General features: G+C 53.0%; 9 protein-coding genes. 4 read left to right on the forward strand and 5 right to left on the reverse strand.

Features of this window, described 5'->3' with window-relative positions:
• Window positions 1-20: 20 nt before the first annotated feature.
• Entirely contained in the window at window positions 21-1,313 is a 1,293-nt protein-coding gene (locus J4377_RS16850) for an FAD-binding oxidoreductase (RefSeq protein ID WP_198349289.1), read from the forward strand.
• 63 nt (window positions 1,314-1,376) lie between these two features.
• On the opposite strand, the gene J4377_RS16855 is transcribed toward J4377_RS16850, so the two are convergent.
• Genes J4377_RS16855 through J4377_RS16865 form a run of 3 tightly spaced genes read right to left on the reverse strand, consistent with a single transcriptional unit; the run spans window position 1,377 to window position 7,113 of the window.
• The gene (locus J4377_RS16855; protein ID WP_253486203.1) at window positions 1,377-2,738 is read right to left on the reverse strand and encodes a VOC family protein; all 1,362 of its coding nucleotides are present in this window, start codon (window positions 2,736-2,738) and stop codon (window positions 1,377-1,379) included.
• Complete coding sequence (locus J4377_RS16860; protein WP_253486204.1) at window positions 2,735-5,863, reverse strand: FAD-binding and (Fe-S)-binding domain-containing protein; 3,129 nt, start codon at window positions 5,861-5,863, stop codon at window positions 2,735-2,737. The genes J4377_RS16855 and J4377_RS16860 overlap by 4 nt, the downstream gene beginning before the upstream one ends.
• Window positions 5,860-7,113: an aspartate aminotransferase family protein gene (locus tag J4377_RS16865; protein WP_198348897.1), complete on the reverse strand. Its 1,254-nt coding sequence runs from the start codon at window positions 7,111-7,113 to the stop codon at window positions 5,860-5,862. The genes J4377_RS16860 and J4377_RS16865 overlap by 4 nt, the downstream gene beginning before the upstream one ends.
• A 450-nt stretch (window positions 7,114-7,563) precedes the next feature.
• On the opposite strand from J4377_RS16865, the gene J4377_RS16870 reads away from it, so the two are divergent.
• From J4377_RS16870 to J4377_RS16880, 3 genes are all read left to right on the forward strand, one after another.
• The gene (locus J4377_RS16870) at window positions 7,564-8,589 is read left to right on the forward strand and encodes a TAXI family TRAP transporter solute-binding subunit (RefSeq protein ID WP_198348896.1); all 1,026 of its coding nucleotides are present in this window, start codon (window positions 7,564-7,566) and stop codon (window positions 8,587-8,589) included.
• 156 nt (window positions 8,590-8,745) lie between these two features.
• Entirely contained in the window at window positions 8,746-10,602 is a 1,857-nt protein-coding gene (locus tag J4377_RS16875; RefSeq protein WP_228168993.1) for a TRAP transporter permease, read from the forward strand.
• Window positions 10,603-10,676: 74 nt separating this feature from the next.
• Window positions 10,677-11,564, forward strand: a complete 888-nt coding sequence (locus J4377_RS16880) for a LysR substrate-binding domain-containing protein (RefSeq protein WP_038479019.1) — start codon at window positions 10,677-10,679, stop codon at window positions 11,562-11,564.
• 159 nt (window positions 11,565-11,723) lie between these two features.
• Here J4377_RS16880 and J4377_RS16885 read toward each other — a convergent pair whose 3' ends face one another.
• Together J4377_RS16885 and J4377_RS16890 are read right to left on the reverse strand one after the other, a co-directional pair.
• Window positions 11,724-12,740: an IS30 family transposase gene (locus tag J4377_RS16885; protein ID WP_193085206.1), complete on the reverse strand. Its 1,017-nt coding sequence runs from the start codon at window positions 12,738-12,740 to the stop codon at window positions 11,724-11,726.
• 167 nt (window positions 12,741-12,907) lie between these two features.
• Window positions 12,908-14,014, reverse strand: a complete 1,107-nt coding sequence (locus J4377_RS16890) for a mandelate racemase/muconate lactonizing enzyme family protein (protein ID WP_198348895.1) — start codon at window positions 14,012-14,014, stop codon at window positions 12,908-12,910.
• Window positions 14,015-14,027: the final 13 nt, after the last annotated feature.

Here is a 14,027-nt window from a genome sequence, read left to right on the forward strand (position 1 = left end):
TTTTCAGGAGGTACTATAAGATGCAAACGACCCTCTCCGAGCGCTGCCTTTGGCTGCAAACGAGCGCGGAAGCCCCAGTACACTATCCTGCGTTAGCGAACCAGGAAGAGGCCGAGGTCTGTGTTGTTGGTGGCGGTATTACGGGTCTGTCCACCGCGTTACATTTGGCCGAAAAAGGCATCAAGGTAATTTTGCTGGAGGCGGGAGATATCCCCACGGGTGGTTCAGGCCGCAACGTTGGCCTGGTTAATGCCGGACTTTGGATTCCACCCGATGACATCGTGGCCGCGCTAGGTGAAGAAAAAGGCGAACGCGTTAATACTATTCTGGGCGGCGCCCCAGCAAAAGTATTCGACATTATTGAGCGCTATGCCATTGAGTGCGATGCAACGCGTACAGGCACCCTGCACCTTGGCCATAACACCAAAGGCTGCCAAGAGCTCGCACGCCGCCGGGACCAGTTACAAAACCGTGGGGCGCCGGTGACGTTAATCGAAGGAGAGGCATGCGAGCGGATGACGGGAACCTCTCAGATACATACCGCGCTGCTTGATAAGCGCGCGGGCACTATCAACCCCTGCGCCTATACGCGAGGCCTCGCACGTGCGTCAGCGGATCTTGGGGCCACTCTCTACTGCCAAAGTCCCGTAACAGGCATCAAGCGACAGGAAGACCGCTGGCGGGTATTAACTCAAGATGGCAGCGTGACCGCGAGCAAAGTCGTCATGGCGACCAATGCGTATACCGAAGACGACTGGAATCAAGTTCGACAACACTTCTTTACCGGCCACTATTATCAACTGGCGTCAGAACCCCTGACGGGCGAAGCCGCCGATGCGATACTGCCAGAGAAGCAAGGCGCTTGGGACACTCGGACGGTACTTAGCAGTATTCGGCGAGATAAGGCAGGCCGCTTGCTGTTGGGCAGCCTAGGGAAAGGTGAAGGCAAACCGCTGGCTTACTTAACCCGCTGGGCCGATACCATAAAAGATCATTACTTCCCTGGGCTCGGCAACGTTCGCTGGGAATATACCTGGACCGGCAAGGTCGCGTTCACACCGGACCACACCTTGCGTATTTTTGAACCGGCTCCTGGGATATTGTCAGCTACTGGCTATAACGGACGCGGCATTACTACCGGCACGGTGGTCGGCCAAGGTTTTGCCCATTACATTGCAAACGATGATGACAGCCTGCTGCCGCTTCCGCTATCACAGCCCAAACCCATCAAAGCCCGCCCTCTGTGGAGCTGTGCCTATGAAGGCGGTTTCTCGCTATATCATGCGGGTCAGTGTCTACGGGTGCTGATCTAGGGGCATTACTACGTAACAAAACGGCAGCACATTCCTGTGCTGCCGTTCTTTATAAACGAAAGATTAGCTTTTTAAACTTGCCAGCACCTTCGCTTTAGAGGCATTTTCGCGCTCTGCATAGAGCGATAGCTCATCCGTCACCTGGGTACCCAATGCCTCTTCAAAGGCATCGCGATTGGCATTCCCAGCATAGGCTTCGCTCTCTGCACCACCCAGGTTCGACTGGAAAATACCCGCCGCACTCACTGGTAGAAAGTCTTCATAGGTAATCGGCTGTGCTTCCACCAGCCCCTGGGCGATTAACGCCTCAATATCGGCATTGCCAACGTCTTTGGCGGCCTGACCTTTCTCGGTCAGGTGATAGTGAAAATACGCTAACCCCTCACGGCGCATGGCTTCGTCGTTATCAGGGAGCCTGGCAAAGACGTTTTGCATAACCGTTTGATGTGCGTCGTTATCCAACCCTGCGGTTTGCTTACGGCCTTCAGTAAGCAACTGGTCATAAAGCGCACGGCCTTTCGGTGTTAGCGCCACTCCACGCTGCTCAATTTCACCAAAGCGAGCGGTGTGAGTACCTTGCGCGTCACCGGCAAAGCGGATTGATTCTTCCAACGCTTTAAAGCTGGTTTGGCGCAGCAAAATGGGGCATTCACGACGCGGCGGCCCTTCAATGACGGCTTTGGGATTCATGCCCATCTCCGGCATGCGGCGCTGTACTTCGTCGATATCCAGGGTGCGTGGCGTCAGGTGATTAATATGCGGCCCACGGAAGCACACCACATCGGCAATCAAACGGTGCTCATCATGTAGCGCCTGGTAAGTCTCCAGATCGACCGTCGCATCCTGGTGCCAACGGAAGGTTTCCAGAGCTTCTTTGACGAACTGGTCGGCTTCTTCGCTGGTTAACCCACCCTGGGTTTCATGACGCTCAATAAGCTCGCGCGCCCCTGGGGTAAAGATATCGCGCTTTGCCAGAATCTCTTCTGAACGCTGGCGCAGCGCTTCGCTTTCAATAAGCTCTAAACGCAGCAGCGAGGTAAAAACACGGAAAGGGTTCATCGCCAGCGCATCATCGTCGATAGGCCGGAAGGCGGTTGAGTGAACCGGTACGCCCGCTTCTGAAAGGTCGTAATAGCCCACCGGATACATACCCATCACAGCAAACAGGCGGCGCAGCATGGCAAGCTCTGTAGCGGTTCCCACGCGAATAGCCCCGTGGCGTTCTACGCTCAAACGGGCCAATTCACCCTGCGCTTCCAGGCGGCGATGCAGTTCGGGCTGTTGACTAAGTGTTTCTTGGTTAACGCGCTCGACAAGTTCAAGCAGCGTTCCGTACTGCGGCACTTCGGCTTGATACATGGCCGACATTGCCTTAGAGAAACGGTCACGCACTTCATTGGTTGAAAGAAGGCTCGGTTGAGTCATTTCGTTGCTCTCTCTTGCATATTGTTGGGATAAGGATGAGATACCGACCTCAATTGCGCCAATAGCGCCTGAAGCGGGTGTAGCAAAGTTTGCCCAGAATAGCGTTTCACCTGGCTGCGGCAGGAGTAGCCGGTGGCTAGCAGCTTGCCTGTGTTTTGCTCGGCTTCCACCTGGGGCTGCCAGGATTGGGCATAAATGGTTTTCGAGGTTGCGACATTACGGGTTTCATGGCCGTAGGTGCCGGACATACCGCAGCAGCCGGTCGCCATCAGCTCAAGCTCTAAACCAAATGCCGCAAACACCTGCTGCCAAGCTTTGGGGCTGCCCGGGGCGTTGGTCTTTTCGGTGCAGTGGGAAAGCAGCTTAAAGCCAGGATCGGTTAGGTTCAGTTGGCGAGGTGCTAGCGTGTTCATACGCGTGGCTAGCCACTCTTGCAGCATCAGCACGTTGGGCACTTGCTCACTGCCCAGGGCTTTGACGTACTCTTGGCGATAGGTCAGCGTCATTGCCGGGTCGATCCCCACCATGGGTACGTCGAACTCTGCCAACGCTCGCAGGCGCTTGGCCTGTTTTTCCGCCGTACGCTCAAAGGCGCCTAAAAAGCCCTGCACTTGCAGCGGTTTGCCGTTGGCAGAAAATGGCATCACAAACACCCGCAGGTTGAGTCGCGACAGTAGTTCCACCACATCCATCACCAGCTTGGCTTCAAAGTGGCTGGTGAACGCGTCCTGGACAATTATCACGCTGTTGGCACGCTGCTGCTCAGTCAGCAGCGCAAGCGAGGTGGGCGTGGCTTCGGCAACGCCCCAGGCGCGTAGCTGTTTTTTGACGCTGGCGCGGGAAAGCTGCGGGGAGTCGCTCATACCCAGCCCTTGACGCATTAGGCTATCGACCCAGCGCTGGCTGAGTAGGGCGTTATACAGCGGCGCCACCTTGGCAAGGGTTGGCAACATAAATTCGGTGCCACCGATCAGGTAATCGCGCAGCGGGCGTAAATAGCGGCCGTGGTAGACCTCTAAAAACTGCGAACGGAACTGCGGCACATTGACCTTTATCGGGCACTGGCCCGCACAGGATTTACACGCCAAACAGCCCGCCATGGCATCGTAAACTTGGTGAGAATAGTCGTGGTGTTGCTTGCGACTGAGCGTATTGGCGACGCGTAACGGAAAGCTTTTGATAAAGCCCCAGCCGTTTTCGGCTTTCTTTTTGCGCGACTCCTCCACCACATCAATCCCTGCCAGGGACTGCAGGCGTAGCCACTCACGCATCAAGCTGGCACGGCCTTTGGGCGAATGCATACGGTCACGGGTGGCCTTCCAGGAAGGGCACATGGGGTCATCAAGGTCGTAGTTATAGCAGGCACCATTGCCGTTGCAGTACACCGCCGCGTCATAGGCCTGCCACGCTCGTTCATCAATGGTGCGGTCCAGTTGGCCGCGCAGGGTGACGCCATCAACCGTTAACAGTTCAGGATCGCTGTCTTTGGCGATTAGTTCGCTGCCTTCAGCGGGCGACGCAATTTTGCCTGGATTTAGCTGGTTATGCGGATCAAACGCGGCTTTGACGCGCTGCAGGCTGGGGTATAACTCACCAAAGAATTTGGGGCCGTACTCCGAGCGCACGCCTTTGCCGTGCTCGCCCCATAACAGCCCGCCGTACTTCTGGGTCAGGGCCGCCACTTGATCAGAAATCTCACGAATCAGTTTTTCCTGTTCGGGATCTTTCATATCCAGCGCCGGACGCACGTGCAGTACCCCCGCATCGACATGACCAAACATGCCGTAGGAGAGCTGTCGGGCATCCAACGCGGCGCGAAACTCAGTAATAAAGTCAGCCAAGTGCTCCGGTGGTACGGCAGTATCTTCCACAAACGCAATCGGGCGCTTTTCGCCCTGTACATTGCCCAGCAAACCCACCGAGCGTTTGCGCATGGCGTAAACTTTTTGAATCTGCGAACGGCCTTCCGCCAGGGTGTAGCCTAAACGCTCTACCGTGGGGTCTTGGCTCAAGTGTTCCGTGAACGCCCGCACACGCTCAGACAAGCGCTCAGGATCATCGTCATTAAACTCGATCAAGTTAATGCCACGAATCGGCTTACTACCGGTGGCGGGGAAAAACTCAGCTACGCTGTCCCAGACAATGTCTTCCATGGCCAACTGCAGCACGGTGTCATCGATGGTTTCAATCGAGGTGGGCCGAGCGCTGCTGGCCATCAATGCCTTAGCATCACGCAGGGCGTCCATAAAGCCTGGGTAGCGCACATTAACCAAGGTGGCGTGCTTAGGAATCGGCAGCACATTGAGTACCGCTTCATTCAAAAAGCCCAATGAGCCTTCCGAGCCGCACAGCAGGCTGTTCAGGTTCAGTTGGCCTTTTGCTTCCCGCAGATGCGCCAGATCGTAGCCGGTTAAGCAGCGGTTGAGCGGCGGAAATTTCGCCTCAATCAGCCCCCGCTGTTGGTCGATAATCTCAGCCGCGGTGGTATGCACCTGGCCAAGAATGCCGGATTGGGCAACGGCCTGCTGCTCTTCGTCAGCGCTAAGCGGGCGGCTATGCAGGTGTTGACCTCCCAGCAGAACCGTATCCAGTTCCAGCACGTGGTCACGGGTTTTACCGTATTCGCAGCTGCCCTGGCCGCTGGCATCGGTGGAGATCATGCCGCCGATGGTGGCGCGGTTAGAGGTGGACAGTTCCGGGGCAAAAAACAGCCCATGAGGCTTCAGCGCCGCGTTGAGTTGATCCTTCACCACGCCCGCCTGAACGCGTACCCGCCGTGCCTCTACATCGATTTCGAGGATCTGGTTCATATGGCGGGAAACGTCCACCACAATACCGTCGGTCAACGACTGGCCGTTAGTGCCGGTACCGCCGCCACGAGGCGTGAGCACGATATCGCGGTGGGGCAGCTCGGCAGCCAGCTTGGCAAGGCGCTCAAGGTCTTCCGCATGCTTAGGAAACACCGCCGCCTGGGGCAGGCGCTGGTAAATCGAGTTATCCGTTGCCAGCACCGTGCGGTTGGCATAGTCCGGGGCAATCTCGCCTTCGAAGCCACGGGCGCGCAAGGCGTCGAGAAACGCCACATAGCCACTTCGCACTGCCACTTCGCTGACCATTGCGATCATGCCTTGAGCGTCTCCAGCGCCTGCTCGATGAGCCCTAGCCCTTCTGACATGACGTCTGGTTCAGTGGTCAATGGCGGCAATAAGCGTAAGACATTACGCTTGCGGCCACTGGGCATTAGCAAAACGCCAGCATCACGCCCCGCAGCCAAGAGGTTAGCTAAGTGCTCTCCCCCCGTAGCATTGTCGGTATCTTCAAAGACGATACCGCGCATCGCGCCAATACCCGTCATGGCTCCTAGCATGGGAAAACGCTCGCTTGCTTTCCAGCGCTGGTAAGCACTCACAATCGCCGCTTCTTGGGCATTACCCCATTCGCTTAGCGCCTCGTCTTGCATGATATCCATCACTGCCAATGCAGCTGCACACGCAACCGCATTGCCTGAATAGGTGCCTCCCAACGCGCCTTTGGGTAAGGCATCCATTAACTCTTTACGCCCTACCAAAGCGGCCAGAGGAAGACCTGAAGCAATGCTTTTTCCTAACAGAATCAGGTCGGGCTCGATGCCGAGGTGACTGAAGCCAAAGCGTTTACCGGTTCGTCCGAAGCCTGATTGGATTTCGTCACAAATCAATAAAATACCGTGCTGATCGCAGATTGCCCGCAGCGCTTTAGCAAACTGGGGGCAAAGTAAGCGAAAACCGCCTTCCCCTTGAATGGGTTCAACGACGACACACGCCACTTCACTGGGAGCAATTTCTACGTCAAATACACGCTCTAGGACCGCCAGCGACTGCTCGGCGGATATCCCACTATCCTGGCTGGGAAACGGCAGGTGATAAACCGGGCCAGGCAACGCGCCTAAACCGGCTTTGTAGGGCTTAACTTTGCCGTTCAAATTGAGCGCGGCCAAGGTGCGGCCATGGAAAGCATCGTCAAAGGCAATCACGCCCTGGCGACCCGTGACACCACGGGCAACTTTCAGAGCATTTTCTGTCGCTTCCGCACCACTGTTCGTCAGCATGCATCCCAGCGGATAAGAAACCGGCACAAACTGGTCAAGTCGCTCTACGACAGAGAGGTAGCCACGGTGCGGCAAGGCATTAAACGCTGAATGCATGAGGGTATCGACCTGAGCCTTGACGGCCTCGACCACCGCTGGATGGCCATGCCCCAAGTTAAGCACACCAATACCGCCAATAAAGTCGATATAACGCTGTCCCGCTTCATCCCATACCTCTGCATTACGCCCTTTAGTAATGCAAACGGGATGGAGGATGCCTAATGCACTGCTGACGTTGGGAAGGTCCATCGTCGAAAACGCTCCTGAAATGACTATGTGTTCCCTTATCAAACAGGTTCATATGGCAGATCACAAACGAAAAAAAACGCTAAATACATGCCAAGCAGGAATGCATTAGGTGTGAACACATGATCAGAAGCATAATCATCCGCCGCTCAGCATAGCCCACTCATTGCTAGCACATATTCCACTAGGAAGACTATAAAAAGAAAACGTCGCGCCGGTCATGCAGATAAAAAGCACAAACCACTGGTTACTTAAGGGATTTCTTAAAAGCCTTTGGTATGACAAAATGGAATGCGTACGCAACTTAATTTCTTTTGTCTGTCGGGCTGCATACGTGAACAATAGCCAGCTATTTTTTCGCGCCATTTTCACTGATCGATCCCCAGACGGTCGGATTGCGAGAATTGCTAAGCAGCAATTTTATTATAAATAATTTAATTAGCAGGAGTTAACATGAAAAACATTACTTCTAAAGTGCTATCACCAAAAGTGCTATCCACAAAAGTGCTATGCGGCGTAGGTGCGACTCTTCTGTTGGCGGGTTGTGGTGGCGACAGCAAACCTAATATCGCTATTGGCCCCCCTGCCAGTACCACTCAAGGCGTTTCCCAACTACTTTTTGATGCCTACGGTATTGGTAGCGATAAGTACAATACCTATCAAGAAGGGTTTGGTGCTGCACTCGATGGTGTGCAAGATGGCAACATCGATATTTCTATCGGTATTCTTGGTTTACCTTCTGGCAGTATCGAGAACTTACAAGCCTCGAGCGGCGATGCGCGCCTAATTAGTTTAAGCGATGACGCTATTGACTATATTGAAGAGAACAGTGCCTATAAGCGCTTTACGATTCCCGCTAATAGCTATGCTTTTCAAAGTGAAGATGTAAACACTATTACGGCTTATGCCATTTTAGTTGGTAACACAAATACTATTGATGAAGACCTGGGTTATGAACTAGCGCGTTTAATGCATGAACATGCTGAAGAAAACACGCACTCCCAGTCTGCGTTCATTACCCTTGAAAATGCACTCAATGGTTCAGAAGGTCTACCCATTCACCCCGGTGCTAAAAAATATTACGAAGAGCAAGGCCTCACCGTAAATAACCCGGTTGCGGAGCTTGGCGAAACTGAAGCCAAAGAAGAGTTTATTTTAGGTACCGGTAGCCAAGGCGGCACTTACTACCCTCTAGGCGGTGAGATGGCCACCATTTGGAACCGTTACCTGGAAAGCTATAACTTCACCAATATTGAAACTGGCGCTTCAATCGAAAACTTAGTGAGCATTCGTGATAACGGTATGGATCTCGGGATGACCGTACACGCACCGGCACAAGATGCCGTTGCCGGACGCGGAGAGTTCGAAAGTGGCGCGATTGATAACGTTGCCTTTATCGGACACATTTACCCTGAAGTCATTCAGATTGTGACCCGTGAACGCTCCAATATTGACAGCCTAAGTGATCTAACCGATTGATGTTTCCCTTTCGCCGCTGGCTAAGCCAGCGGCGTTATATGTATGAGGTTTAATCGTGGATAAAAAAAAACTCCTGACGAAGCGGCGCTTTTAGAAAAGTATGATCGTGAGTCACAAGTACGTTCTGCACTACAGCTAGGCAAGTGGGGTTGGCTGATCACCCTAATGGGTGTATCACTGACTTGCTTTCATCTCTATACCGGTTATTTTGGTACGCTACCGTCACAGCAGCAAGGTGCCGTCCACTTAGGGCTTGCCTTGGGGATGATCTTTATCTTATTCCCTGCAACGCGCGGTGCGGGCAGGCGTAATGGCGTGCCGTGGTACGACGTAATACTCGCCTTCGTAGCCACCTTTGCCGCCTACTATAAAATCCTATTTTATGAAGAAGTCCTGCGTGCAAGGGTTACGGGCTATTCAGCCGTTGACCTAACGATTGCCGCACTCGGCGTACTGTTTGTACTAGAAGCAACTCGCCGTACTGTTGGTATGCCAATTGTTGTCATGGCTACGTTGGCAATTCTCTATGCGCTGTTTGGCAACTTGATCCCTAGCCCTTTGCTTTCTCATCCGGGCTTCTCTCTTGAGCAGGTGTCTCCCTACTTATGGTTTAGGGAAAGCGGCGTTTTTGGTACGCCCCTGCAAATATCGGCGCGCTTTATCTTCTTGTTCTTGTTTTTCGGCGTTGTTCTGATGCATACCGGCGTCGGCCGATTCTTTAATGACTTAGCCTTTGCGTTAACCGGGCGCTTTACGGGTGGGGCTGGCAAAGCCGCCGTTATAGCAAGCTCGCTTCAGGGTATGATTTCGGGAAGCTCTATCGGCAACACCGTGGCTTCTGGCTCTTTCACCATTCCTATGATGAAAAATGCCCGCTTCAAGCCCGAAGTAGCAGGAGCAGTCGAAGCGTCAGCCTCTACCGGCGGGCAGATCATGCCGCCCTTAATGGGTGCTGCGGCTTTTATCATGGTGGAGTACGTGGGCGTCTCTTACCGCGAAATCATGTTTTCGGCGCTGATTCCCGCCATTCTCTATTTTGCGGGTATTTTTATCGGGGTGCATTTCGAAGCCAAACGTCATCGCATTCTCGGCCTTCCTAAAGATCAATTGCCCAGCAAGCGTAAGCTGATACTGTCAAAAGGCTACATGTTGCTGCCTTTACTCGTCATTATTACGACTATTAGCGTTGGCTTTACCGCTCAACGGGCAGCGCTACTGGGTATCGCATGTGCGTTTGCTGTCAGTTTGGCTCGCAAAGAAACACGCCCTTCGTTAAAAGATATATTGGTTATTTTTGAAAAAGGGGCGCGCGTGGCACTGCCAGTGATCGCAGCGGTCGCTTGCGCAGGCATTATCGCTGGCGTGGTAGGCATGACAGGAATGGGGTCAAAATTTGCTGCTGGCATTATTAGCTTAGCTGACGGCGTTTTGATACTTGCGCTGTTGTTCACAATGATTGCCTGTATTGTCTTGGGCATGGGATTACCCACAACAGCAAACTATGTGGTCACTGCCACCATTGCCGCACCAGCACTGATTAATGAGTTCGGCCTTCCGCCAATGGCAGTACATTTGTTTGTCTTTTATTTCGGCATCATCGCCGATATTACGCCTCCCGTGTGTTTAGCCGCGTTTGCGGGTGCAGGCATTGCACAAGCCAACCCAATGAAGACCGGCTTTACGGCGGTTAAATTGGCGATTGGTGCGTTTATTATTCCTTATGCCTTCATTTATAATCCTGTGCTGGTATTAGTCGAACCTACGCTGCTAGGTCTTTTAAGCGCGCTGTTCTTTTCACTCGTAGGGATTATGGGCGTCAGCAGCGCACTACTCGGTTACTTTGTGCGTGATTCCTTCTTCGGGGAGCGTCTGGTACTGTTAGTCGCAGGGCTTGCCATGGTGGTTCCCGAGTTGCTAACCAGCGGCTTAGGCTTGCTTGCCATGGTGACAGTGGGCTGGCTTCAGTCGCGCCGACCTGATAAATCCCAGGAGGCTGCAACGCTCGCCCAATGAGCCATTATAAAAGCCTAGCTTCCCCCCGGCGCTTAGTCGCCGGGGCGGCTTTCAGGTCATCAGGAGCGCCAGGTTTGGCATCACGCAATCTTCCTTCTACAGCGGCTATGCAATGCTTTGAAGCAGCCGCACGCCATATGAGCTTTACTCGCGCAGCAGACGAGCTAAACCTCACCCAAAGTGCTGTCAGCAAACAAGTCGCGCACCTCGAAGCCACCTTGCAACACAAGCTATTTCGTCGCGTGCGACGTAGCTTGCTGCTAACCCCAGAAGGGGCCATTTTTTTAAGTGACGTACGCAAAGTGCTCACTCAAATTGAGATGTCGACGCAAGCGATAATGACCTACAGCGGTAATAGCGAGGTTCTTAAAATCGCCACCTTACCTAGCTTCGGTAGCCGCTGGTTGGCCAATAAGTTGCCCACCTTTTTAGCCGCCAATCCAGGCATTAGTTTGGAGTTTCATGACCGCGTAAAAGATTTCGATCTTGAGCAGCAAGATATCGATATTGCTCTGTTTTATGGGCATGGCAGTTGGCCAAGCCTTGCTTGTCATAAGCTTATTGATGAGGATATGGTCGCGGTTGCCTCCCCTGAATTACTCGCTCGGCACCCCATCCAGTCAGTGGATGACTTAACACAACTACCGCTGCTGCATCTCTCGACACGCCCTGACGCATGGCACCATTGGTTTGCAAACCAAGAGATCATCACTGACCGTAGCTATCATGGCACCCGCTTCGAGACCTTTCCTATGCTGGTGCGAACGGCAATGGCAGGCGGTGGGGTCGCCCTGGTTCCTCACTTTACCGTCGATGAAGAGTTGGAAGGTGGCCGACTGGCAGTCGCTTGGCCATATCGATTGCTCAGTGAGAGTGCTTATTATCTTGTTTACCCTGAACACTTGGGGGAACTCGCCAAAGTGCGACGCTTTGTAGAGCATGTTACCCAGTTTAGTGATTGATACTGGCACAATACTACGCACTGCTATGTTTAGCTAAACAACTAGCCATTGCTTTTTGCCAAACAATTACCTCATTTAATCCCTATTAAAAGCTTAACGCCTATAAAAAGCTTAACGCTATTAATATGTTGGCGGATGCAGACTCTGAGTGCAACACACTCATTGGATGGTTGATGGGCTTTCATGGTACTTGGCCATCAGCTCGCTCATCACTTCTATCGGACATTTAAAATCAAAGCGTTTTCGAGGCCGCATATTCAGCTCAAAGGCAATGGCATCCAGCTCTTCCTGGCTATGTACTGAAAGGTCTGTTCCTTTCGGTAAATATTGACGGATAAGGCCATTGATATTCTCATTGGCTCCCCGTTGCCAGGGGCTATGGGGATCGCAAAAGTAAATCGCAACACCGGTTTCTTGAGTAATTTTTGCATGGTGTGTCATTTCACGCCCCTGATCATAGGTCATGCTTTTTCGAGCGGTGGTCGGCATTCGGTTCAGAGCAGCACTAAAGCCTGCTACGGCGGATGTGGCGGTGGCATCGTCCATTTTTGCGAGGATCAGATAGCCACTGCTAAGCTCTACCAAGGTGCCTACCGCGGACGCGTTATTCTTACCTTTGATCAGATCGCCTTCCCAGTGGCCGGGCATTTCACGCTTACTGACCTCGGGCGGACGTAAGTGAATGCTGACCATGTCAGGGATCTGACCACGTCGATCCACTTCGCCACGGCGAGGCTTGCGTGTGGTTTTACCTTGTCGCAAGCAGTGAATCAGTTCCTTGCGAAGGTGGCCAACGGGCAAGGCATAAATGGCCGTGTAGATGGTCTCTCGGCAGACGTAGGCATCGCGCAAATCAGGTAGTTTCATCGTCTTGAGCTTGCCGCTAATTTGTTCAGGAGACAAGCGTCGCCGCAACATATGCACGATGAGATCAAACCGCTCGGTGCCTGGCAAAAGCTTACGCGCAGGACGACAGACTACTCGACGCTTTTCTCGCTGACGTTGGGCGTGCCGGGCACAGTAACCGTTCTGGGCCATTTGGTTACGGCGTATTTCACGAGATATGGTTGAAGGAGCTCGCCCTAAGAGCTGGGCAATGTGCCGAAGGCTCATCCCTTGGGCTTGACCCACTTGGATGCTGGCACGTTCTTCAATGCTGAGTTCGAGGTAAGACATGGGACAACACCTTAGCGAAATGCTCAGGTGTTGCACTCAGTTTCTGCGGCCAAGGTTTATATATTCATACGCTTGAGATTTTATAACAGCATTGATAACTATCGGGCAGAAGCACCAAAGAAGAGAACATCTTCTTACTTCACTCCTGCCCGAGAGTACATCTTGGTTCAGTCAATGGTATCGACAAATTCGCTGAGATCCCGCACTCGACTCCTGTCGATAGTCACGCCAAGTCCAGGTGAGTCGTCCAACACAATATGCGTTTCATCTCCCGGCATCTGCGCAACATCTTCGCCAATCATGGCGGGCCCCACCAAGTCATTCGCAATAATATTGGGGTGCGCCAGCGCTAGGTGGGCACCCGCGAGCGTCGCGATCGAGGACTCCACCATAGAGCCGATCTGGCAGGGTATATCAGCCGCCATTCCGACCTCTGCCATCGCCATAGCAGGGCGTAAGCCAGAGGATTTCATTAACTTAATGTTAACCATGTCAGCGGCGTTTAGTTGAATCACCTCCAGCATTTCTTTAACACCATGAATAGGCTCATCAGCCATAATCATCGCATCAGTTGACTGAGTCACACGTGCCATGGCGGCGAGGTTCTCCATAGCGACGGGCTGTTCAAACCAATCCACTTGATAGGGCGCTGCATGCCGAATGACCTGAAGTGCTTGCTTTGCACTCCATCCTTGATTGGCATCTACACGCAGCGCAATCGATCGATCTAGTGCTTCTCTAACCCGTGCAATCCGCTCAACATCATGTTCCGGCGTATCGCCCAGTTTGATTTTGATGGACTGATAACCGCGTCGAGCAGCCTCTTTCGCCTGACGCGCCATCTCCTCCGGCGCTAACATGCTGATAACGTATGGAAGTTCCAATCTAGCATGGCTACGCCCACCTAGCAGCGCATAAAGCGGCTTTCCGCATTCACGCGCCACTAGGTCGTGAAGCGCAATATCGAGAGCTGCTTTAGCCGAGGGATTATGGCGAATTTTACGGTTGGCGACATGATGGAATTGCGCAATATCACTGGCGTCGGCGCCCATTAGTAACGGCGCTAGCTCACGGGTGATGATTTCTCGGGCGCCAAGATACGTCTCTCCAGACACATGCTGATCTACCACGGCTTCACCCCAGCCAACCTGGCCAGAAGCAGTTTCGATGCTGACAATCAGGCTGGCGATATCGTGATAAGTGTCATAGGCAATTTTAAACGGTTGCTTAAGTGGAAGACGTACACCATATACCGTGATTTTGTTAATACGCATTATTGATGCCTTA

It is taken from the genome of Halomonas sp. XH26 (genome assembly GCF_024138895.1).
Classification (GTDB): Bacteria; Pseudomonadota; Gammaproteobacteria; order Pseudomonadales; family Halomonadaceae; genus Vreelandella; species Vreelandella alkaliphila.